The 21288-nt window shown below is 59.4% G+C and carries 19 protein-coding genes; 5 read left to right on the top strand and 14 right to left on the bottom strand.

The window, feature by feature from the left end:
• Positions 1–716: 716 nt before the first annotated feature.
• Both FJ425_RS05275 and FJ425_RS05270 read left to right on the top strand, forming a co-directional pair.
• The gene (locus FJ425_RS05275; RefSeq protein ID WP_224655860.1) at positions 717–2297 is read left to right on the top strand and encodes a hypothetical protein; all 1581 of its coding nucleotides are present in this window, start codon (positions 717–719) and stop codon (positions 2295–2297) included.
• 23 nt (positions 2298–2320) lie between these two features.
• On the top strand, positions 2321–3001 hold the full coding sequence (locus FJ425_RS05270; protein ID WP_064994679.1) for an HAD hydrolase-like protein: 681 nt from the start codon (positions 2321–2323) through the stop codon (positions 2999–3001).
• A 143-nt stretch (positions 3002–3144) separates the two neighbouring features.
• Here FJ425_RS05270 and FJ425_RS05265 read toward each other — a convergent pair whose 3' ends face one another.
• From FJ425_RS05265 to FJ425_RS05255, 3 genes are read right to left on the bottom strand one after another with little or no spacing between them, the layout of a single operon-like run.
• Complete coding sequence (locus tag FJ425_RS05265) at positions 3145–4887, bottom strand: FAD-dependent oxidoreductase (RefSeq protein WP_064994678.1); 1743 nt, start codon at positions 4885–4887, stop codon at positions 3145–3147.
• 20 nt (positions 4888–4907) lie between these two features.
• Positions 4908–5741, bottom strand: coding sequence for a phosphoenolpyruvate hydrolase family protein (locus FJ425_RS05260; RefSeq protein WP_064994677.1), 834 nt, complete (start codon positions 5739–5741; stop codon positions 4908–4910).
• A complete protein-coding gene (locus FJ425_RS05255) occupies positions 5728–6909 on the bottom strand; it encodes a Tm-1-like ATP-binding domain-containing protein (RefSeq protein WP_224655861.1) in 1182 nt (393 codons plus the stop codon). The genes FJ425_RS05260 and FJ425_RS05255 overlap by 14 nt, the downstream gene beginning before the upstream one ends.
• Positions 6910–7215: 306 nt before the next feature.
• Between FJ425_RS05255 and FJ425_RS05250 the strand changes: the two genes are divergently transcribed.
• Positions 7216–7671, top strand: coding sequence for a hypothetical protein (locus FJ425_RS05250; RefSeq protein WP_140692109.1), 456 nt, complete (start codon positions 7216–7218; stop codon positions 7669–7671).
• Here FJ425_RS05250 and FJ425_RS05245 read toward each other — a convergent pair.
• The 8 genes from FJ425_RS05245 to FJ425_RS05210 all read right to left on the bottom strand — a co-directional run bounded on the left by FJ425_RS05245 (position 7663) and on the right by FJ425_RS05210 (position 16461).
• Positions 7663–9432, bottom strand: a complete 1770-nt coding sequence (locus FJ425_RS05245; protein ID WP_064994676.1) for a phosphoenolpyruvate hydrolase family protein — start codon at positions 9430–9432, stop codon at positions 7663–7665. The two genes, FJ425_RS05250 and FJ425_RS05245, sit on opposite strands and share 9 nt — an antisense overlap.
• Before the next feature lie 39 nt (positions 9433–9471).
• The gene (gene ugpC, locus FJ425_RS05240; RefSeq protein ID WP_064994675.1) at positions 9472–10587 is read right to left on the bottom strand and encodes a sn-glycerol-3-phosphate ABC transporter ATP-binding protein UgpC; all 1116 of its coding nucleotides are present in this window, start codon (positions 10585–10587) and stop codon (positions 9472–9474) included.
• A 27-nt stretch (positions 10588–10614) separates the two neighbouring features.
• Positions 10615–11409: an HAD-IIA family hydrolase gene (locus FJ425_RS05235; protein ID WP_064994674.1), complete on the bottom strand. Its 795-nt coding sequence runs from the start codon at positions 11407–11409 to the stop codon at positions 10615–10617.
• Positions 11402–12175: a glucose 1-dehydrogenase gene (locus tag FJ425_RS05230; protein WP_064994673.1), complete on the bottom strand. Its 774-nt coding sequence runs from the start codon at positions 12173–12175 to the stop codon at positions 11402–11404. The genes FJ425_RS05235 and FJ425_RS05230 overlap by 8 nt, the downstream gene beginning before the upstream one ends.
• Entirely contained in the window at positions 12172–13113 is a 942-nt protein-coding gene (locus tag FJ425_RS05225; RefSeq protein ID WP_064994672.1) for a ribokinase, read from the bottom strand. Before FJ425_RS05225 ends, FJ425_RS05230 begins: the two co-directional genes overlap by 4 nt.
• On the bottom strand, positions 13110–13970 hold the full coding sequence (locus FJ425_RS05220; protein WP_064994671.1) for a carbohydrate ABC transporter permease: 861 nt from the start codon (positions 13968–13970) through the stop codon (positions 13110–13112). Before FJ425_RS05220 ends, FJ425_RS05225 begins: the two co-directional genes overlap by 4 nt.
• Positions 13971–13981: 11 nt before the next feature.
• Positions 13982–14938, bottom strand: a complete 957-nt coding sequence (locus FJ425_RS05215; protein ID WP_084016024.1) for a sugar ABC transporter permease — start codon at positions 14936–14938, stop codon at positions 13982–13984.
• Positions 14939–15000: 62 nt separating this feature from the next.
• Complete coding sequence (locus FJ425_RS05210) at positions 15001–16461, bottom strand: sugar ABC transporter substrate-binding protein (protein WP_224655862.1); 1461 nt, start codon at positions 16459–16461, stop codon at positions 15001–15003.
• Between the two features lie 510 nt (positions 16462–16971).
• Between FJ425_RS05210 and FJ425_RS05205 the strand changes: the two genes are divergently transcribed.
• On the top strand, positions 16972–17226 hold the full coding sequence (locus FJ425_RS05205) for an AlpA family phage regulatory protein (RefSeq protein WP_084016063.1): 255 nt from the start codon (positions 16972–16974) through the stop codon (positions 17224–17226).
• Here FJ425_RS05205 and FJ425_RS05200 read toward each other — a convergent pair.
• The 3 genes from FJ425_RS05200 to FJ425_RS05190 all read right to left on the bottom strand — a co-directional run bounded on the left by FJ425_RS05200 (position 17207) and on the right by FJ425_RS05190 (position 20778).
• A complete protein-coding gene (locus FJ425_RS05200) occupies positions 17207–18460 on the bottom strand; it encodes a tyrosine-type recombinase/integrase (RefSeq protein WP_064994668.1) in 1254 nt (417 codons plus the stop codon). The two genes, FJ425_RS05205 and FJ425_RS05200, sit on opposite strands and share 20 nt — an antisense overlap.
• A gap of 316 nt (positions 18461–18776) precedes the next feature.
• Positions 18777–20339 (bottom strand): glutamine-hydrolyzing GMP synthase, encoded by a 1563-nt coding sequence (guaA, locus tag FJ425_RS05195; RefSeq protein ID WP_140542301.1) that lies wholly within the window; start codon positions 20337–20339, stop codon positions 18777–18779.
• A 58-nt stretch (positions 20340–20397) separates the two neighbouring features.
• Positions 20398–20778 (bottom strand): MarR family winged helix-turn-helix transcriptional regulator, encoded by a 381-nt coding sequence (locus tag FJ425_RS05190; RefSeq protein WP_246673540.1) that lies wholly within the window; start codon positions 20776–20778, stop codon positions 20398–20400.
• A 189-nt stretch (positions 20779–20967) separates the two neighbouring features.
• Between FJ425_RS05190 and FJ425_RS05185 the strand changes: the two genes are divergently transcribed.
• On the top strand, positions 20968–21285 hold the full coding sequence (locus FJ425_RS05185; protein WP_140635061.1) for a hypothetical protein: 318 nt from the start codon (positions 20968–20970) through the stop codon (positions 21283–21285).
• Positions 21286–21288 lie beyond the last annotated feature (3 nt).

Here is a 21288-nt window from a genome sequence, read left to right as displayed (position 1 = left end):
CCGGCCGCTTGCGCAAGCGATTTGGACTTGGCGAACCAACTGCGCGAAAGGGGGGGTGTCGGCTTGAGATAAAAGCCTTCCATCGTTCGACGCACGAGGGCTTCTCGATCTTTGTCGAGGGCGCGATGTCCCTGGCGTCGACCGCGCTTGCGGTGACCGGGCTGAGGTCCAGTTCCTGACCGCCCAAACTTTGTAGATACCGCTCCAGGAATTCGCGGATTGCCTCTTCGCGCCGGCACGCCTCGGTCCACCGCCCTCGCTCCCCGTAATCATTGCTGTCGTCGCCCATGCTGCCTGCGAAGAATTCAAGCTAACCGAGTGCATCCGCTTTGTTGTCGGCCTTCAGACATGAACGTCTTCAACCGGACACTTTTGAACGCCACGGCGGATGGTCCCATAAGAAACCGCGATCCCGCAATCCAGCAGCATTTCTCCGACCACACGCCTGAAGCGACCGATGGCGCATGTGGCCGACAATCGCGGTGTTAATGCCGCAAACCCACCGATTCTGCGACAAGTCCTAAGCTGGCGTCTGACGAGGACAGCGAATCGCAAGTCCCACCATCCGGATCAGGGCCGCTTGACGACATCCCGATCGTCGGGCGCGTAGACGATGTGGCGCATCGTCAGGCGTGCCTTCAAGACCTTGGCACGAGCCTTGCGTAAGTGGAAACAAACCACGAGCTCGCGCTGAGCCGCATTGAAGGAAAAGTCGGATGTCCGGTATTGCGGGCGCATTTGTGTTGCCTTCAAGTCATTCACAGCAGACGGTTTATAATCGGCTCAAGCACATGGTTCCGAAGCTTGACAATCGTGGACAAGCTGGGTTCGGTCTTGCAGCGTTCATGCACGCAAAAGGAATTCGACATATAAGGTCGTGTCGGCCACCACGCGAATTGGTAACCATCGATTGCGATGGGCAGGACGCGAATTTCAGGCCTCATGTAGCGATTGCACATATTCGAAGTCCATCTTCCCTGGAAAACGATGGCAACGTCGCCCAGCCTGTTGATAACCATAAAGCAGGCTGCCGCCATTTGGCCCTTTCGTTGAATGGGGCTTTAGTCAACGCTAATGAACTTCGGAAAGAATTGCACGCGCGAGGGCATAGCTTCGACGGCCAAACGGATGCAGAGCTTCTGCTCAAGCTTATTGAGCACATTTGCCAAAGAGCTTTTTGGCAGCATGCTCTCCCGGTCAACTACGAAAATGTCTTTCGTGATATCGATGATCGGATTGATGGAGCCGTGAGTGCACTTGTATTAGATGGCGAAGGAAATCTGATCGCTTTCCGCAATAGTAGCGGTTTACGTCCGCTGGAATTTATGCAAACGGAAGATGGTGATATACTTTTTGCTTCTGAAAATTCAGCTTTTGCCGGATTACAAGGCACCACGGAGGAAGTTTCGCCAGGCCACATCAAGTATTTGGATGGAAAAACAGGAGAATGCATTGACAGCTTCGTTGGCCATACCCGATACAGCCCTAAGCTTTGCGTCTACGAAACGCTTTACATCGGAAATCTCGAAACGTCCATACGAGGTCAATCTCACCTGGCCACGCGGCACAATATAGGCGCGAGTCTCGGTGGAACTATTTCGCCGAAAGTGGCGGCACAGATGGGCTCTGCCCCTATTGTCGTTTCCTCCATGCCGCATACCGGGGGCCCGTACGCCGACGGCTTGTTCGCGTCTCTGGCCGAGAAACACGGCGCTTTCGTCCAGCGACGTGAAGTAATCGCAACACAACTTCAGCAGCGGACGCTTATAGGTATCGTTGGCACTCGCAACTCGCTTATCGCGCAGAAATACTGTGTCAATGCAGAGAGCGATGTTAGGGGCAGAGTTGTCATGATGGTGGACGAAGCACTAATTCGGGGGGATACAAGCCGGGCTGTAACAGCAATGCTCCATGCTGCCGGAGCGAAGGCTGTGCATTGGGCGATCGGTTCGCCGCCTATCGTCGCACCGAATTACTACGGCATGGGCATCGAGACGATCGACGAGCTGGCGTTCTGGAAGGTATGGAAAACACTGCCATCCAAAAAGCGGAAAGAAAGCCTTAGCTTTCATAAAACCGAACCGCAAATCCTCAGGATGATCGAAAGCAAAATAGCCCTATCAATCAACGCTGCGTCCATCACCTTTCTGCCCTTTAAGGCTCTGATATCGTTGCTGCCTGGAGGGTCCGATGGGATTGATCTATCTCCGTTTACGTTCGACATGCCAACTCCAGAAGGAGAAAAACGCGCGAATAAGAATTTGAATAGATCGACTATCAATCTCGCCTTAACCTGACTATGCCTGCCTGAGGTCACATAATGAAACCTACTCTTGTATTCGATTGGAACGGGACCCTGCTTGACGATGCCGAGGCATTTCTACAAACAACCAACGCTATTCTGAGCCGCTTCGGTCGCGCTGCCATCGATATGCATACTCTTCGGGAACAGTGCGAGGTTCCACTTTCTATCCTTTACCGCAATCTTGGAATGTCGGAGCGCGAGGTCGCAGAAGTGGAAAACGATGACAGCGCTTTTTTTCACGACATGTACGAACCGCTGGCGAGCAAAGCCGATCTACGCGAAGGCGCGCGCCTCATTTTGGAAACGGCGCGTCAACAAGCTGTCTCAACCATCATTCTCAGCAACCATATAGTCGAGCCCCTTCGTACCCAACTGCGAAGGCTCCGAATCGACGATTGTGTTACCGAGGTTCTGGCATTTGAAAGCCGCGCCACTCAATATAAATCTATGAGTAAGGGCGACCGGCTTGGCGTGTACATGCAAACGAACAATCTGAGTGCCGAGTCGACCTTCATCATTGGCGACATGCCGATCGAAACTGATATTGCACGTAACCTCGGGCTGATCAGCATATCTATTACAGGCGGATTTGTTTCCGAATCACGTTTGCAGGCGGCGCAGCCAGACTACATCATCGATGACCATCACAAGCTGCTGCCCATTCTGAGAAAGTACGGCTTCTTTCGGAATGCGTAAATGAGTTATGCAATAGACCTGACCGGAGATCCGGCATCACCCGCAACGCGTACGACACAGGACAAAAGATCGGCCTGGTCGGCGCAGGAGACATGGGGAACTGGTATGACCCAGTCTTTTACGTCCTGGTACCGAACTGCATATCAAAGCCCGCGCAATGCGCTGTCGCGGATGAACTTGATCGCGCGGAATGCGAACACAATCCCAGGGCCGATTGTGATGCCCGCGCCGGGATAGACCCCTCGCATGACTGAAGTCGCGTCATTGCCGCAGGCGTATAACCCATCGATCGGCTTTCCCCACTGGTCGAGCACCCGGCTATAGGTGTCTGTCGCAAGACCGGTAGCCGTCCCCAAGGTGGCTGGAACGATCCGCAAGGCAACAAAAGGACGGGTCTTGATTTGACCGAGGTTTGAATTCGGCTTGCCAACGGAAGGATCACCGAGCGTTTGGTTGAACGCGGATTCACCTCGCTGGAAATACGGGTCGACACCCGTTCGGGCATGCTCGTTATGCTCCTGAATCGTCTGTGCGAGCGCCTTGGGATCGAGGCCGATCTTCACGGCCAGCGCCGCGAGGGTATCCGCCACCTGGATGTACCCGGCACGCTCATAGGATTTCGTGCTGAGGGTCCACGGCCACGGAAGAACTTGGCCCATTCCGCGCTTTTTGAGAAATTCATGATCGCAGATGAAGTAGAAGTGCTTATCCTTCGGGTAGCCGTTCTCGAACATCGCCATGCAGATGTCGTGATACGGGTTCGACTCGTTGACGAAACGCCGCGCGTCCGGGCCGACGGCGATCACGCCAGGGCGGCCGCGGTCCAGCCAGCCGTAAGGAACCGTCTGCATTCGCCCGCCTTTCTCGCGCAGCAGCGACACGGGTGTCCAGAAGCCGGCACTCGCGACCTCGTTGTCGATCTTGCCGCCCGCTTGCAGTCCAATCTTGATGCCGTCGCCCGTGGCGTCCGCATGGGCCAGGCTTTGGTCATGCTGGTGATCGCCGCTGAGAGCACTGCGAAGTCCGGCATCATGGGGGAACCCCCCGGTTGCGAGCACAACGCCGTGAGTTGCCCGCACGCGCATGTCCCTGCCGTCCTTGCGTATGACCGCCCCAACCACCTTGCCCTGATCTATGATCAGTCCGGTGGCTGGCGCGCTGGTCCAGATATCCACCTGCAGCTGTCTCAGGCTCTTGATGAACCTCGCAATCAATGCGTTTCCGCCGCTGAACTCGGTGCCGCGCCTGTAGCGCATCCGGTCGCCGATGTAGCGCCCCAGGCGCCTCAGGACATGCTTCGTGGAATCCCCCGACTTGAAGGGATTGAGGAATCTTCCAACCTCGCCGGAAGAGATCATCATGCCTCCGAGAACCACGCGAATGGGATCGCCAACCAGATCGAAGTCCTTGTCCAGCAGGCGGCCATCGTACGGAGCGGGGCTCAACGCGCGGCCTGAGTTCATCCCGCCGGGCCGGCTTGAGTGGTAATCGGGAGCCGCGGCGAGCGTGAACCTGACCTCGGAGTGCTTCTGGATCTCGATGAGTGCCTCGGGTCCATCCGCCAGATAGGCTTCGACGAACTCCTTCCGGTAGTAATTCCCGAGTTCTCCCTTCAGATACGTGCGAGCATTGTCGATGCTGTCTTCGACCTTCGCAGCTAAGGCCTGCGGCGAGCAGGGTACCCATATCATTCCGTTCGACAGGGCGGTCGTGCCGCCCAGCTTTGGGGATTTTTCGGTCACCAGCACACTTAGTCCCGACTGGGAAGCATAAAGGGCCGCAGACAAGCCCGCCGCGCCGCTTCCAATCGCGACCATGTCGTAGGCCGCGTCCCAGTGTGTGGGGTCCTCCTGCTTGGTCACGAGTGGGGTTACAGTGTCGGCCATGGATTCCTCGGCAGTCGTGCTTAGGGTTTCTTGCGGTTCAGGGGGACGGCCTTGAAGGCTTCGGCAGCCGATTTCACGGCCCGCTCGATCGGAATGCGCTCGATCGAGGACGCGCCGACAAAGCCGATGCAATCGGTGGACCTGTAGACTTCTTCGGTGTCCTGCGGTTCGGCTATCGCGCCGCCATGGGCAAGAAGGATGACGTCGCCGCGGACAGTGCGCGCCGCGTTGTTGATCCGGTTAATCCGTTCGATCGCCTCGCCGATCGCCTGACCCTCGTCATGGCCGACCAGTCCGCCACGTGTGGCGCCGACATGAGGAACGATGCAGTCCGCGCCTGCTTTGGCCATGTCCGCCGCGTCGTTCGCTGAGGCGACATAGGCCATTGAGAAAATGTCCTTCTTCCGCGCCGTGGCGATCATCTCGACTTCGCGCGCGAAGCCAAGGCCTACGCGGCCACGGCGGTCGCGCCACTTGTCGCCCATCGTCGAAATCGTCGGGTAGTTGATCACGCCGGAGTAGCCAGCGGCCCAAAACTTGTCGAGAAGCCTGTCGAGATCGAGCCGGACCGGGTCCCACGCTTCAACGCCACCAATCACCGGAACGTCGGAGATGACATTGCGGATCTCGTCGGCCATTTCTATGGTCCGCGCGTTCGAATCCCCAATCCGGCTGGTCGGCAGGCCCATGAGCCGCGAGAGGCCCGTGCTGTAGACGACAAGCATGTCCGCACCGCCAAGCGCGGCACATTTGGCGACAAGGCCGCAGCTGCTACCGGCAGCCAGGATCGCGGCGCCTTTTACGGACTGCTCGGCGATCCGGGCCAGGATTTCGTTGCGGTCAAACATTCTCATCGGCGGTCTCCGTATCAATGTGGTCAAGTACCCATTCGACCGCGGCACTTGCGAATTCGGGATCGTTGATGTGGCAATTGAGTTCCCGGACGGGGATGTTCCCGGGAAGCGCGGCGCGCAGGCCTGAGAGCCATGCGCGGTTCGCCTCGGGGTCGTGAAACGGCCCGCCTTCGCGGTCGTAATCCGATACACCTTTCGAGGGCCACAGGACTTGCGCGGGTCCTCTCGACGCCGACAGCTTTTGCGCCGTAAGACGTCCGATCGCGTTCGTCTCTTCAGGCGTCGTGCGCAGCAGGGTCGTATACGGTGTGTGCGCGTACAGCCTGCGCTCGGCGAACTCGGGCGGCACCGAGGAGAGGACACCGAAGTTTACCATGTCCACGGCGCCGGGAGCGATCAATTGCGGAATCCCGCACCGCCCGGCTGCAGTCAGCCGATCCGGTCCGGCGCTGGCGGTGCCGCCCAGGAGCTCGTCGGCCAGCTCGGTCGTGGTGAGATCTATTACGGCATCGAATTCACCCGCGTCGACCAGCGATTCCATCTTTCGACCGCCAGCGCCATTCGCCGGAAAAACGATCGCCTCCATCTTCTTGTCCCCAAGAAGCCGGACGCATGCATTGGCCGCGGGGGTCGTCACGCCAAACGACGTGATGGCTACGATCTTTCGCCGTGATTTCGCTTTGGGAAGGTAATGCATGGCGGCGATTGCCCGCGCCGCGTTTTCAAGCACCCGCGAAGTGAACCCGTTCACGCCGAAGAGATCGACCAGCGTGGGATAGAGCAGGACATCCAGCTTCCCGGCCAGTTCGGCAAGCAGGGCCGGGCGTGCGCTGGAGACTAGCAGCTTGGGAAAACCGTATGGCAGGTCGGCGACGACTTCGCCGAACACGCCGCTCCCCTTGCCGCCGCCGATGCCAATCACGGCGGAGACCTTGCCGGTCTCGAAAAGTCCGTTCACCGACTTGCGGGCCTCGCGCGCGATTCCCGCAAGCAGAACCGCCGGATCATTGGACCGGAACCTTCCGTCCTTTGAGGTGCCCACATCGACGAATAAGACGCTGCGTCCCGCGCCCCTGACGATGTCGGCCACGAACGAAGCCTCGACTTGCTTCGTGTCCATCGTCGCGACAATGGCCACGGAGTTATCAACGGTTGTCTCTGCGATCACGATGTTCCGTACCTTCCTGCAGGGGATGGAGGGGACGTCGAACCTTGAGCTCCCATGTCTTCGCCCTCCAAGGCACCGCTCTTGCTTTGTTGCCCAGGACTAGTAAACGCTTCGGGCAGGCTGGATAATCGGCTGCCGAAGGAGAGATGGGTAAATATGGGTAGGTGGGTAATCGTAGACCGACCGATCTGGACCGATGCCCCGAGCGCCGATGACGCCTACGTGTTTGCGCCGAGCCTTCGCGCCTTGCCCGCTGGGTTTCCCCTTGTAATCGCGACGCTTCCCGTTTGCGACTGGAATGGCGAGTTGCTGCGCGGCCTCAACGAGATCGAGCCCGTTGCAGGCGCTCGTTGCTACGCAGCGATCTTGATGATCGACCCGTTCGCGCTTTGGGAGGACGTCGCGGATGCTCTGACGGAGAAAGGTTTCTGCGGCGTGGTGAACCTTCCGCCAGCCTCTCTCATACAAACCAGCTCGGAGGCGGGGGCCGAAGACCATCTGAATTCAATTGAGCTGGAGCGCATGAGATGGTTCGCGGAGAATGGCTTGGGCTTAGCTCTGACATCGACTAATCGAGACGCAGCCGCGGCAGGGAACCTGTTCGAGAAACAGCCGGAAGCCATGCTCTATCTACCGGCGACGGCCCTTTCCTGTCCGATAGCGCCGATCACGTCGCTTGTGCGTCTGGGCGAAACGGGTAGTGAACTGCCTGTTTGGTCGCTGCCGGCGCCCTCGCTCGCCAAGGCTGAGACGTCATTCTAGGATGCGGTGCTTCTTGATCTTGTTGTATAAGGTTTTGCGGGTAATGCCGAGCGCGGCGGCAGCTTTGCCGCGGTGAAGCTTGTTCCGGCGCAAGGCGTCGATGATCCATTCTCTCTCCGAAAGGGTAGTGGTCGCTTTGGTTGCCGGTTTGGCTCCAAGGACCGGAAGGACCCGTTCCGCCGTGATCGACGTGTTCGAGGGCAAGGTGGCCAGCTGTTCGACGACATGGCGAAGCTCCCTGACATTGCCTGGCCAGGCATGGCTGGCCAGCGCCAAAAAGGCGGAGTTTTCGATCGTCAGCGCCTTTGCATCCGCATCGCCCTTGGTCTCCACTGTGAAATGATGGATGAGCGCAGGAAGGTCTTCCAGACGGTCCCGCATGGGAGGAAGGATAATTTCCAGTCCGGCGAAGACGCTTCTCAATCGTGGCGATAGGGGCAGCGCTTCCAGGCTTGCTCCGGCCGGCACGGTGCAGGTGGCGATGATCTTTGCTTCCGATCGCGTCGCAACCGCGCCGTTTACGGCGCTGAAGGTGCCGCGCTCCAGATAATCGGCAAGCTGCTCCTGGCCGTCTTCAGAAAGTGTGTTGAGGTGAAGAATGACCAGGGAGGTCTCCGTTGACATCTCCAGCAGCGACAGCCGGCGCCGTGCGTCCTTTTCCGCTTCCATGCCGAAGAGCGCCATCTCGTTCTGGTTGCCGGGCGCCTTGCGGCAGGGGAAGGTAACCGGCTTGCGGTGCTTTCTCGCGCCGAAGGCATGCACCAGGGACGCGACGCGACGCTTCCCCGTGCCCGGTTCGCCGACGATCAGAACCGGGTTCGTGCCCGTCGAAAGACGCTTTGCCGCGTCAAGCGCCTGATTCATCAACGCCGATTGCGCGATCACGCCATGGCGGTAGCCGTTCAGCTGGAGCTGCCGCTCCATAAGATCGACCTTTTCCCGCAGAACGTTGATGGTCTTGAACCCCGAGGTCATCTCCAGCACCGACATTTCGAGCGGCACCCGGTCGAGGGAAGAACCGCCTATGAACCCCTGCGTTCCTGTCTCGCGGCAGACGTCCATCAACTCCTGGGGCTTCGTGATCGGGCCGCCTCCGAGCAGACAGACGACATTCCTGTTGATACCGTGAGCCGCCCGGGCGATGTCTCCCGTTCGGGCGGCGAGTTCCGCCAGGCCGATGGACGACGACGACACGGCAGTTTCAGCAGGGTTGAGATTAAAATTCATGCAGATCGCGCCCACGCCCGCTTCGACCATTCGGCGGGCCTCAGCCTGCGTGCGGGTGTAGGCGATCGTCATCAGCCCCCGCGCCGCGGCGTTGATGAGTAGTTCGACCTCGCGCGCATATCCGAGGCCGCAGCCCTCGAGAATCGACCTGCGCGCCTCGTCCACATGGATCACGGACGGAAAATTCGTGATCCCTGCAAACCCCCATCGGGTGATGTTGTCGAGGAAGCGATCGAGGTCGAGCCGAGGGTCGAACGTACAGGCGCCGAAGAACACCGGGAGTTTTGTGCTCCTGAGGATTTCGGAGCGGGCGAAACCGGCAACGAATTCGTTGCTGTTGCGGATGGGAAAGATCGACGCCGGAGACGACCCCCCCATCGCACGGAACCGGCCGGCGTTGAGCGCTAGCACGAAGTCCGCCCCCGCGCGCTCGGCGGCCCGCGCTGTCATGCCGGAGCCGATCGCGGCTCCCAGGATAAATGAACGCGAGTTGCCGAGGATTTGCTTGAAGTCCGTTATCTCAGGCTTTCCCATTGGAATGCCGCGATCCTAGCACGTTTGCGGATCCAATGTTCAATTCCAGCTCCCGGGCGCCTCCAGCCTCGTCAGTGCCTTCCCTTCGGGGTCGAAGAGGTGACAGTCGGCAGCGGAGACGGCGAGCGATACCCGCCCGGCGTTGCCGGCGGGAAAGTGGTGGTTGGGCGATCGGGCGACGACATGGTCGCCGAGAGCGGTCCCATAGAGATATGTCGCACTTCCCAGATGTTCAACGAAGTCGACGTCGATCTCGATGACGAGCTCGCCCGGCATGCCGGTTGGCGCCACGAAATCGTCGGGGCGGATGCCGAGTGTCAGCGCGCGGCCGCCTTTCGACGATGTCGTCTGTATCGGCAGCCAACGGGACATCTTATCGCTCAAGGTAATCTCGGTCCTTGCCTGGTCGGAGCCTTTCTCCTTGCAGGGCAGAAAGTTCATTCTTGGCGACCCTATGAAACCCGCCACGAACTTTGAGGCGGGCCGATGGTAGAGATCGTGCGGCGACCCGACCTGTTCTATGCGCCCGTCCTTTAGGATCACGATCTTGTCGGCCATGGTCATCGCCTCGACCTGATCATGCGTCACATAAATCATGGTGTTGCCCAGCTGCTTATGAAGCTTGGCTATCTGCACTCGCATCTGGACACGCAGCTCGGTATCCAGATTGGATAGCGGCTCGTCGAACAGGAACACCTTGGGCTCTCGGACGATTGCCCTTCCGATCGCCACGCGCTGACGTTGTCCGCCGGACAGCTGCCTTGGTTTTCGGTCGAGAAGGTGCTCGATCTGGAGCAGTGCGGCGGCGGCTTGGACGCGGTCGGCGATCTCGTCCTTCTTCATCTTTGCCATCTTAAGCGGGAACGCGAGATTGTTGCGGACGGACAGATGCGGGTAGAGCGCATAGGACTGGAAGACCATGCCTAGATTGCGGTCCGCGGCATCAATCTTGTTTACCACCTTGTCGTCGATCCTGAGCGTTCCACCGGTGATCTTCTCCAGTCCGCCGATCATGCGCAGCAATGTCGACTTGCCGGATCCGGAGGGACCCACAAAAACCACGAACTCGCCATGCCGAATGTCGAGGTCGATATCGCGCAGGATCTCAAGGTTGCCATAGGCCTTCCTGATCCCTTCGAGGCGAACCTCAGCCATGATTTCCTCCCAAGGTGCCGGCGCGCATCAGCGCTTCAAAAATATTTGTTTCAGGCTCGATACGGTAAAATCCGGCGCCAGCAGCGACGGATCGTCGATCGGCGGAACGCCCGTGGTCACCAGGACTGAGCATAGCCCGGCGCGTTTCCCGGCCTGTATGTCGGTTGGTATCTGGTCGCCGATCATCAGCGTCGAGGCTCGATCTGTGCCGAGCTGCGATAGTGCAGCTTCGATCATGTGCACTTCCGGCTTTCCCACGATGATGGGCTTCACACGTGCGGCAGCCGAGACTGCGGTCAGACAGGCACCTGCCCCGGGCTCGAAACCGGTCTGGGTGGGCAGCAGGAGGTCCGGATTGGTTCCAATCAGCACCGCGCCTTTGAGGATCGCGTCGACTGCGATCGTGAGCTTCTCGTACGTGATTTCCCGGTCGAGCCCCATGACCACGACGCACGGTTGCTTGTCGGTGATCTCGAGCTCCGCATCGGTGATGGCCTTCTTCAGCGAAGGCGCTCCGATGACATAGGTCCGCGTCCCCGCGGGATAGGTTTGCCGGATCATCTTCGCGGCGGTGACTGCGGATGTGACGACGTTCTCCTCCCCCGCCTCCAGGCCAAAGCCGCGCAGCTTCGAGACGACGTCGCCGGCCGTGTGGGTCGAGTTGTTGGTGACGAAGCAGAATGGGATCCGCTCGGCCTGCCAGGCCTTGAATGCCTCGACAGCATCTTCGATCGCATTCTTGCCACGATAGACGACGCCGTCGAGGTCGGAGACGATCCCCGTTATGCGCGGCCACGCAAGCGTTGAAACCATATCAGCCATTCATCAACATCCCGCCGTTTACATGAACGATCTGACCGGTAATGTAGGCGGCCGCGGGGCTCGCCAGGAACACCGCCAGTCCGGCGACGTCTTCCGGCGATCCGACCCGTCCCAGCGGGATGCGACCCGCATGCCTTGCTTCGGTCTCCTCCTTTGGGCGGCCATGCATGGGCGTATCAATTATGCCCGGCGCGACGGCATTCACGTTGACGCCCATGGGTGCGCATTCATAGGCGAGAAGTTTTGTGAGATCGTGGACTACGGCCTTGGAGAAACAGTAGTCGGCTCCGCCTGCCTGATAGTTGAATACGGCGCCCTGCGACGACAGGGATGATCCGATGTTGACGATGCGTCCGCCGCCGTCACGAAGAAATCGTTGCACGACCGACTTGGAGCAGAGGAGCACCGCGTCAGAATTAATCAGCATCGTGCGGTCGATCTTGGCCTTGTCGCCGCAAAGAAGCGACTCCGCCGATTTGATCCCGGCGTTGTTGACGAGAACATCCAGTCGTCCGAAGCGCTCGGCGACGATGTCGAGGACGCGGACGATGTCCTGTTCGCTCGTCACGTCCATGGCGAGCGTGAGCGGTTGGCCGTTGGCTTCAACCATGCCGTAGGTCCGGGTGAGCGCCTCACTGCTCGCATCGGTCGCCACGACATTGGCACCGCTCGCCAGAAAGGCGTTGACGATGGCGGCACCGATACCGCCGCCCGCGCCGGTGACGAGAACCGTCTTGCCGGACATCGTGAAAATTGGTGATGTCATCGTATCTCCAGTAATGTTCTGTGGTTCAGGAACTCGTCGACAGCTGCGGCGGTGGGCATTGACGGCTGTGCGCCCCTTCTCGTGACGCAGAGCGCCGCAACGGCCATGGCCTGGCGGACCGCTTCGCGGACAGGCACATTCCTGGCGAGCGCTGCCGCGAACCCTCCGTTGAAAGCATCGCCTGCCGCCGTGGCATCCACCACGACCACAGGGAACGAAGGAAGGAGAAAGCTTTCCTCGCCGTTCGAATAGAACGCCCCGCGCTCTCCCAGGGTAATGAGGGCTGCCCTGGCCCCCAGTTCGAGTAGAATCGTCGCAGCTCGGGCTGCGCTCTGTGGATCGACGACTTCCACTCCTGTGAGTTCGAAGGTCTCTGACTCGTTGGGGGTGACGAAATCGACCTGGGACCAGGCCTTGCGAGAGAGCCCGGTGCGCACGGGGGCCGGATTGAAGATAAGGCGAAAGCCGAGCCTGGGCTTCAGCGCGAAAAGCCGCTCCAGCGCATTCACGGGGAGGCCCATTTCGGCGACCACGATGGACCTGGGCTCTATGTGATGCGCGACTTCGTCGATCACGGCCGCGGTGACATTCGCGTTTGCGCCAGGATCGATGATGATCATGTTGCTACCGTCGTCTGCCACCATGACGAGCGCTGACCCCGAGGCCTCGCCCGACGCGATCTGGACCGCCTCGGTCAGGACCCCGGCGTCTGACAGGGCGCGCATTAAGACGTCTCCCGCCTCATCATCGCCGAGGCGCGTGAAGAACTTTGGCCGCATGCCAAGCTTCGCCGCGGCCACGGCTTGATTGGCACCCTTGCCTCCGGGGTGACGGACAAGAGAGCCGATCAAGCTTTCACCTATCGTGGGTAGCCGTTCCACATTGAAGCACAAGTCGAGATTCGTGGTGCCAAAGAAGATCAGGGGGCAAGGGTTCATTTAACAGCTCCGAAGGTCAGCCCGCGCTCAAGATGGCGCTGTCCTATGACGATCAGGATAACCGGCACGATCATGGTAACGACCAGCCCGGCGGCCATGACGGGATAGAATTGGATACCGGGATTGAGGAGTTTCAGCAGCGCGACGGTGACAGGCGCCTTGGTTGAACTCAGCATCAGTCCGAGCGCGAAGTTGTGCCAGGCAAGGAGGAATACCAGCAGGGACGCGCCGATGAGGCCGGGCTTCAGCAACGGAAGGACTATGTGCAGGACGACACGAAACGGTTTCGCGCCGTCGATTGCCGCAGCCTCCTCGATGTCTTTCGGGATGTCCTCGACATAGGATCGTGTCAGCCAGACGATCATCGGCAGCGTCACGACCTGGTAGACCCAGATCATGCCTATATAGGTGTCATAAAGGCCCAGGGACTGAAACAAGCTAAAGAGCGGGATCACCACCAAGAGAACGGGAGCGAAGCGAAACCCAAGGATGAAGAACGCGATGTCTTCCTTGTAGGGGATGTCGCGTCTGGCCAATACATAGCCGGCAGGGACTCCCGCGATCAGCGAAACCACAACTGCGCCGAGGGCGATGACGACGCTGTTTATCACGGGTTTGAGGAAGTCGACCTTGATGGTTCCATAGCTCGTGGCGCCCGCCTGGGCCGCATCGAACAGGACGCGGAAATTGTCCATTGTGGGAGTGAAGACGAAGCTCGGAGGCCAGGCCATGACGTCGCTCTGCTGCTTCAACGCCATCATGACGATCCACACGAGCGGAAATGCGAGCACGGCGACGCAGATCAGAACCATTGCGTTGAGCACGATCCTGGTCGTGAGGGAGCGCGTGAAATCCATGGGTCTGGCTCCTATTGCACGCGGCGGCGAACCGCCCGCCAGAGTTTCACGGTAAAGAACGCGCCGATCAACACGATGAGCCAGTTGACGACCATCAAGGCCGCGCCGCGGCCGAATGTAAGGTTCTGAAAAGCCGTGATGTAGGCTTGCACGGAAAGCGCCGAGGTCGAGTTTCCCGGACCGCCCTGCGTGGTTCCGAAGATGATGTCAAACTGGTTCAGGGACTCGATAAGCCGAAAGATCGCGGCGATCAGGATGTGGGGCGCGACCAGCGGCAGCTCGATGTTGACAAATGTGGCCCATGCCTTCCCGCCGTTGATGCGGGCGGCCTCGCGAATATCGTCCGTGATGCCCTGGAGCCCTGCGAAGATGATGAGCGCGAAGAATGGGGTGTAGGTCCAGACATCAATCATTATCACCGAAAGCAGTGCGGTCCTGGTATCCGAAATCCAGGCGAAAGGCGCCAGCCCGATCAGGGACAAAAGATAGTTCATGATGCCGCTCTGCGGGTTCATCATCGTCGTCCACATCAACGCGACACTCATGGGTGGAAGGACGAGGGGAAGTAGGATGACCGGACGCAAAGCCCTGGCCATGAACACGCCGGAGGCGAACAGTTTCGCGACTGCTAGGCCCAGCAGAGCCTCCATCACGACCGACGAGAGCGCGTAAGTTACGGTGACGCGAACACTGTTCCAGAAATCAGCCGTCCTGCCGAGCGCTATAAAGTTGGCGAAGCCGACGAACTTAGCGATCGGCCTGCCCAGGCGAAGGTCAGTCAGAGATTGGTAGACACCATAGAAGAACAGAAGAAGGAAGCCGAACAGGATAAGGACGGCAGGAAGAATGATTGCAAGGCTGAACCAGTCGATGGAACGCCCCTCCAGCGAATCCGAACCGGACGAAGCGCACGCGCCAGGTCCTTCGGCTGCCACCGGCACGATGGGTTTAAGTGCTTGGGATGACACGGCGTGGTCTCCGTCGTTGGCGGGAACAGGGCAGTGCAATAATACTGCCCTGTTCCTTTTGATCAGAGACCAGCGCGGATTTCTTCGGCAAGCGCCCTCAACGTTGTCTCGACGTCATCGCCGTTTACCATCTTCTGCATCGCCACAGCCCATGCGTTCATAGCTTCGCCGAAGCCGACACGCGGTGTGAAAGCCAGCGCGGCGTGGTCCTGTGTCTTTTTGAAGCTGTCAACGAAATTGTTGAACTCGGGCTGCGAAGCGTACTTAGTCCAGGTCTCGTCCTGCCAGGTCGACGTGCGCGGCGGATTGACGAGCTGGCCGGCAACGGCACCCTTGAGGGCCACCTGCTTGGAGGTGGCCCACTGCATGAACAGCCAGGCCGCGCCCTTCTTTTCGGAAGCCGCGTTCATGGCGAGAGCCCAGATCCAGATGTTGGAATCGAAGCTCGTGGCGTTCGGTGCGCGAAGCGGCGGAGCGAAGGCGATCTTGCCGGATGCCGGCTTTCCCGCAACATCGTTCCAGAAGCCGAACATGTTTGAGTCGATCGCCATCGCGGTGCGGCCAGACGAGATGCCGTCCACGACCTGGTACCAGTTATCATTGGCGAAGGAAGGAGCCGCGCACTTTTTGATCATGTCCACGTAATCCTTGTGGAACGCGATCGATTCCGGCGAATCCAGTCCCGTGTCGAGCTTGCCGTCCTTGACGACGAAATCGTGGACACCGTAAGAGCGGGCGATCGAGACTGCGGCGGTGTGGATACTGCTCCAGAAACGCACGCCTCGGACGCCCAACGGCGTGATGGAAGGATCGGCGGCTTTGAGTTCTTCGCACGCGTTTGCCATTTCCGGCGGAGTCGTCGGAACCGCGATGTTGTATTTGTCCAAGATATCCTTGCGGTAGAACAGCTGGATGTTCTCAAATGCGTGCGGGATTGCCCAGATTTGGCCACCATCCCCCGTTGCGACTTGGCCATCTTCCAGCTTCCAGGTAAGCGCCGAGCGTAGGCTCGGGAAGAAGTCGTTGAAGTCATATCCAGCATCGGTAAGCTTCGGATCGCCGAGGTATTTGTCCAGCGGCTCCAGAGCGCCACTCGGAGCGAGGTCCCACGCGGGCTGAATGCCAGTGCCGAACACATCCCATGCTGGCGACTTCGTCGTCAGTTGGATCGTCATCTTGCTCCAGTAGGAGTCGTCCGGGTACAGTTCCGGCGTGACCTTGATGCCGGTCAGCTTCTCAAACTCGGGAAGTTGCGCGGCCAGAGCATCGGCATACGGGTGGATGTCGTAGGCCCAAGTTATGCTGGTCCCTTCGAATTGGCGCCAGTTCATGGTTTCGGCAGCGGCCGAATTGGAGAGCGATGCCGAGACGGCAAAAAACGCTGAAGTCAAAAGCAAGCTGTTTGCGTAGCGACGGGCACCTGTAAAGAGTACGGCGAATGAGCGACCCATGTAATCCTCCCTGGGGCATTTTGCCAATTTCTGGGTCCACTCCTCCATCCCGAGTTCGCCCAAAGCCACCATAAGCGATTTCCAAATACCTCGCTCTGAATGCACCAGGCGAACTGGGTAAAAACGGGTAACCGGAATCTAAAGGTGTTGCAGTATCCCCATCAGGAATACTGCCTCCGTGGTGCTGGTCTTTGCCCGCGCCCTTCCGTGCGATCGGGACGCTGCCCGGTGACGACAACTACCAGCAGGCCGTAGGGAGGTACCCCATTGCCGCCGTTCATTCTTGCGGATCGGCGCGTAATAAACTGTCATTGAGGCTCGCGAAGTGGGTGTGCTCCTGAGCAAGACCTAGGCTTTTCGACCATCGCAAAGCTCGCCGGTTGGTCAAACGAGACGATGCGATCGTAGTTGAGAGCTATACTCAGATTGAAGCAGATGCGCGATCATTGGCCCGAAGGAGCCCTTGGTATGCAAATGGTCAAACGGGAGAAGCAAACTCAACACGAAAGCTGCCAAGGCATAGAGGCCGCGCCAGCGGATCGCTCCCTTCCGGTTCTACCTCACATTGCGGCGCGACAGGTCGTGCGAACTGTTCGCCGATCACAGTTGCGAGAAATCGTCCCGCTATCGGACACGACCATTTATGAAATGGAACAACGAGGCGAGTTCCCACGACGGTTCAATCTGACCCCCCGCTGCGTCGTTTGGGACCTGGGAGAAGTCGAAGCCTGGATTCAGGAACGGCGGAACGCGTCCTCTGCCGGTTCAATCGAACTGGCCCCAGGACCAGACGTGCGGTCACGGAAGAGAAGGCCCGTCAAATCGGATCGAGGATGACGGCTGCCCCGGAAATCGGCTGCAGTGTGGGTGCGTGTTTATTGCCAGCCGCCCACGCTTCAATCATGTCGGCCCATTCCTGCAGCATGTGGCGCCGCTGCGGTTCGTATTCAGCCTTGTTATAGACGCCCCGGGAGGAGCGACTGTCTTCGTGGGCAAGGCATTTTTCGATCCAATCGCGATTGAATCCGATCTCGTTTAGGAGCGTGGACCCGGTCCGCCGTAGATCGTGCACGGTAAAGGGAGCTAGCGGCAGATTTTGTTGTTTTGCGCGTTCCACAATCGCCATCGTAATCCGATTGAAGGTCGCGCGCGACATGGGTTCGTCGGCGTCGTAGCGAGATGGAAGCACGTATCGAGAGTTCGCGGCGCAAGTCTTAAGCGCAATCATGATGTCGAGGGATTGGCGGGACAGGTAGACGTTATGTGGCTTCTTCCGTTTCATTCGCTCTTTGGGAATGCTCCATAGCGCGTTCTCGAAGTCAACCTCATCCCACGTCGCGTCCAGAAGCTCACTTTTCCGAACCATCGTGAGCAGGATCAGCTTTACGCCCAGCCGAATGGTCGACAACGTCGGCACATTTTCCAACTCTTTCAGCATGAGTCGAATTTCTGCGGGTGACAACGCCCGGTCTTTCGCCTCGAAGGTGGCTATGGAAGCTGGCCCTACCTCGTCCGCCGGATTGGCGATCTTCTCGCCGTGCAGAATGGCATAACCATAGACCTGCTTAACGATATCCCGGACATGAATGGCCGTTGCCGGTGCGCCACGGTCCCTCACCTTTGCGCACAGCGCCCGCAAATCGTCCGATGTTATTTCTGCGAGGACCCTTTTGTCCCAAATCGGCAAGATGTCGCGATCAAAGACGGCTTTGCGCATCGAGCGCGTGCTGTCCGCCATCTTCGCCTCTTTAAACCATCTTCTGCCAGCATCGCCGAACGTGGCCGTCCCAGACAGGCGCCGCTTGTCACGCTGCTTTTCCTGGGCTGGCGATTTTCCGGCTGCAACCATTTTTCGTGCGGCAAGACAGCGGTCACGCGCCTCTGCAAGCGAGATGCCTCCCTCCCCATAGCGGCCAAGCGTCACTGTCTCTCGCCGACCATTTACTCGGTAGTCGTATCGGAATGATATCTGCCCTGTGGGAGCCACGGTCGCGTACATACCGTCACGATCAGTGACTTTGTATATTTTATCTTTTGGTTTCAGCTTCTTAAGTGCGATATCTGTGAGCATAGGAGGAGACGGACGGGCGCATCTAGGATTGTGAAACGCCTAATTTTACCGTCATTCGTTTTACCGTCAAGGCTCTGCGAGAGCCCATTGGATTCAATGCCTTACCTCGAAAGATGCCAACATGCTTGAGTCCGGCGCACTGACGGCATCAGTCTGCAGCGAAGATGACGCGAAAAGGAATGCCGTCAGATATACCGTCAAATGATTCCGCTTAGGGGCGATAGTCAGCGATAGACCTAGAGAGAAAAGAAGATAAGATTCAGAGGTTTAATGAAGTTTCTTCGATAGTCGCCGAATGCTGGCGAACGACCGACCTTTATTCCCACTCAATTGTCCCGGGCGGTTTCGACGTTACGTCATACACCACTCGGTTGATGCCCTTGACCTCGTTGATGATGCGGGTGGCGGCGGCGGCGAGGAAGTTCATGTCGTAGTGGTAGAAATCGGCCGTCATGCCGTCGACGGAGGTCACGGCGCGCAGCGCGCAGACGAATTCATAGGTCCGGCCGTCGCCCATGACGCCCACCGTCTGCACCGGCAGCAGCACGGCGAAGGCCTGCCAGATGGCGTCGTAGAGGCCGGCCTTGCGGATCTCGTCGAGATAGATGGCGTCGGCCTCGCGCAGGATCTCCAGTTTTTCGCGCGTGATGCCGCCCGGGCAACGGATGGCAAGGCCGGGGCCGGGGAAAGGATGTCGGCCGATGAAGCTTTCGGGCAGGCCGAGCTCCTTGCCGAGCGCCCTCACCTCGTCCTTGAACAGTTCGCGCAGCGGCTCGACCAGCTTCATGTTCATGCGCTCGGGCAGGCCGCCGACATTGTGGTGCGATTTGATCGTCACCGACGGACCGCCGGAGAAGGAGACGCTTTCGATGACATCGGGATAAAGCGTGCCCTGGGCCAGGAAATCGGCGCCGCCGAGTTTCTTCGCCTCTTCCTCGAACACCTCGATGAACAAGCGGCCGATGGTCTTGCGCTTCTTTTCAGGATCGGCCTCGCCTTCCAGCGCCGAGATGAAACGGTCGGAGGCGTCGACCAGGATGAGCGGCAGGTTGTAGTGCTGGCGGAACATCTCCACGACGCCCTTGGCCTCGTGCTTGCGCATCAGACCGTGGTCGACGAGGATGCAGGTCAACTGGTCGCCGATCGCTTCGTGGATCAAAAGCGCGGCGACCGAGGAGTCGACGCCGCCCGAGAGCGCGCAGATGACCTTGCCCTTGCCGACCTGCTTGCGGATCAATTCCACAGCGTGCTCGCGATAGGCGCGCATCGTCCAGTCGCCCTCGATGCCGGCGATGTTGTGGACGAAGTTCCTGAGTAGTCTTGCGCCGTCCGGCGTGTGCACCACTTCGGGGTGGAACATGATGCCGTACATCTTGCGCTCGATATCGCCGAAAATGGCGAAGGGCGAGCTTTCCGACTTGCCGAGCACCTTGAAGCCCGGTGGCAACTCGATGACGCGGTCGCCATGGCTCATCCACACCTGGTGGCGCTGGCCGGGGGCCCACAGGCCTTCGAACAGCGGGCTCTCCTTCTCGATCTCGACGAAGGCGCGGCCGAACTCGCGATGATTGGAGCTTTCGGCGACGCCGCCCATCTGCACGCAGAGCGCCATCTGGCCGTAGCAGATGCCGAGCACCGGCACGCCGGCGTCGAAGACGACCTGCGGCGCGCGCGGGCTGCCGATGTCGGTTGTCGAGGCCGGGCCTCCGGACAGGATCACCGCTTTGGGCTTGATGCGCTTGAAGGCCGCTTCGGCCGACTGGAACGGCACGATCTCGGAAAAGACGCCGGCCTCGCGGATGCGGCGGGCGATGAGCTGCGTGAACTGGCTGCCGAAATCGACAATCAGAACGGTGTCGGGATGATTGGCTGTCGTCATGGCGAGCCTTTAGAGAAAGAAACGAGTCGGCGCAATGGGTTGCGCGCGGTCGCACCGTTCACTTCGATCCTGATGCTTCTTCAGATGCGTCGCCCTGCCCGGCGTCAAGTGAGCGCAAGGCGTCCATCAGCACCGCGAACCGCTGCTCGCCGATGCGATCGATATAGCCGCGTTCGATCTGAAGCTTGATGCGATCGCCGTCGCGCAAGGCATCCAGGCCTTTGCGCGTATAGCGCACGAGCTTGCCGCGCCCATCCCGCGGATCGGGCAATCGCTCCAGCACGCCTTCCGCCTCCAGCCCGTCGAGCAATTGCTGAACCGCTTGCTTGGAGGTCGCCGCGCGCTCGATCAATGCCGACTGGCGCGTGCCGTTGCGCGGGATGTGTCCAAGCAGCCCGGCGCGCGCTTCGCTGAACCAGGCGTGGCCGGCGGCCCGCATGGCAGCGGCAAATTCCGCCTGCCAGGCACGGCTCGCCTGCCACAGCCGCCAACCGACGTGATCGGGCAGCCCGTCGGTTTTTTCGTCAAGCTCCTTGACCATTTAATCCGAACTCCGTATGGTCAAGATACTTGACGATATTCTTGGCGTCGAGGCCATTCGAGAAACGCAAACCCGCGGACAGGAACAATGACGATACTGAACAGGGACACGCTGGCCATTATCATGGTCGGAACCACGCATGTCATCGACATGGGCGGCAAGAACGCCTTCATCCACTATGAAATCGACGATCGGGCGCACATGCTCCTGCCGGATGGCACGCGCTTTCACGGGACCTGGACGCTGCTTGACGACGGCTACAAGGTCGAATGGAAAAACGGCCCCGCCGGCGCGTGGAAACTCGATCATACACCGGGGGCAATCGACTATATCGATGCGACAGGCGCCTCTCGTGGACGTATTTCACGCATCGATTTCGGTGATCCGCAACGCCTTGTGGCCTGATCC

The organism is Mesorhizobium sp. B2-7-2 (genome assembly GCF_006440775.1).
GTDB lineage: Bacteria > Pseudomonadota > Alphaproteobacteria > Rhizobiales > Rhizobiaceae > Mesorhizobium.
This window is presented reverse-complemented; position numbering and strand designations above follow the sequence as displayed.

Excerpts from the sequence above, each read along its gene's own strand:
- FJ425_RS05275 (WP_224655860.1), top strand. The coding sequence starts at position 717 with ATGTCCGGTATTGCGGGCGCATTTGTGTTGCCTTCAAGTCATTCACAG.
- FJ425_RS05270 (WP_064994679.1), top strand. The coding sequence starts at position 2,321 with ATGAAACCTACTCTTGTATTCGATTGGAACGGGACCCTGCTTGACGAT.
- FJ425_RS05265 (WP_064994678.1), bottom strand. The coding sequence starts at position 4,887 with ATGGCCGACACTGTAACCCCACTCGTGACCAAGCAGGAGGACCCCACA.
- FJ425_RS05260 (WP_064994677.1), bottom strand. The coding sequence starts at position 5,741 with ATGAGAATGTTTGACCGCAACGAAATCCTGGCCCGGATCGCCGAGCAG.
- FJ425_RS05245 (WP_064994676.1), bottom strand. The coding sequence starts at position 9,432 with ATGGGAAAGCCTGAGATAACGGACTTCAAGCAAATCCTCGGCAACTCG.
- ugpC (WP_064994675.1), bottom strand. The coding sequence starts at position 10,587 with ATGGCTGAGGTTCGCCTCGAAGGGATCAGGAAGGCCTATGGCAACCTT.
- FJ425_RS05235 (WP_064994674.1), bottom strand. The coding sequence starts at position 11,409 with ATGGCTGATATGGTTTCAACGCTTGCGTGGCCGCGCATAACGGGGATC.
- FJ425_RS05230 (WP_064994673.1), bottom strand. The coding sequence starts at position 12,175 with ATGACATCACCAATTTTCACGATGTCCGGCAAGACGGTTCTCGTCACC.
- FJ425_RS05225 (WP_064994672.1), bottom strand. The coding sequence starts at position 13,113 with ATGAACCCTTGCCCCCTGATCTTCTTTGGCACCACGAATCTCGACTTG.
- FJ425_RS05220 (WP_064994671.1), bottom strand. The coding sequence starts at position 13,970 with ATGGATTTCACGCGCTCCCTCACGACCAGGATCGTGCTCAACGCAATG.
- FJ425_RS05210 (WP_224655862.1), bottom strand. The coding sequence starts at position 16,461 with ATGGTGGCTTTGGGCGAACTCGGGATGGAGGAGTGGACCCAGAAATTG.
- FJ425_RS05200 (WP_064994668.1), bottom strand. The coding sequence starts at position 18,460 with ATGCTCACAGATATCGCACTTAAGAAGCTGAAACCAAAAGATAAAATA.
- guaA (WP_140542301.1), bottom strand. The coding sequence starts at position 20,339 with ATGACGACAGCCAATCATCCCGACACCGTTCTGATTGTCGATTTCGGC.
- FJ425_RS05190 (WP_246673540.1), bottom strand. The coding sequence starts at position 20,778 with ATGCGGGCCGCCGGCCACGCCTGGTTCAGCGAAGCGCGCGCCGGGCTG.
- FJ425_RS05185 (WP_140635061.1), top strand. The coding sequence starts at position 20,968 with ATGACGATACTGAACAGGGACACGCTGGCCATTATCATGGTCGGAACC.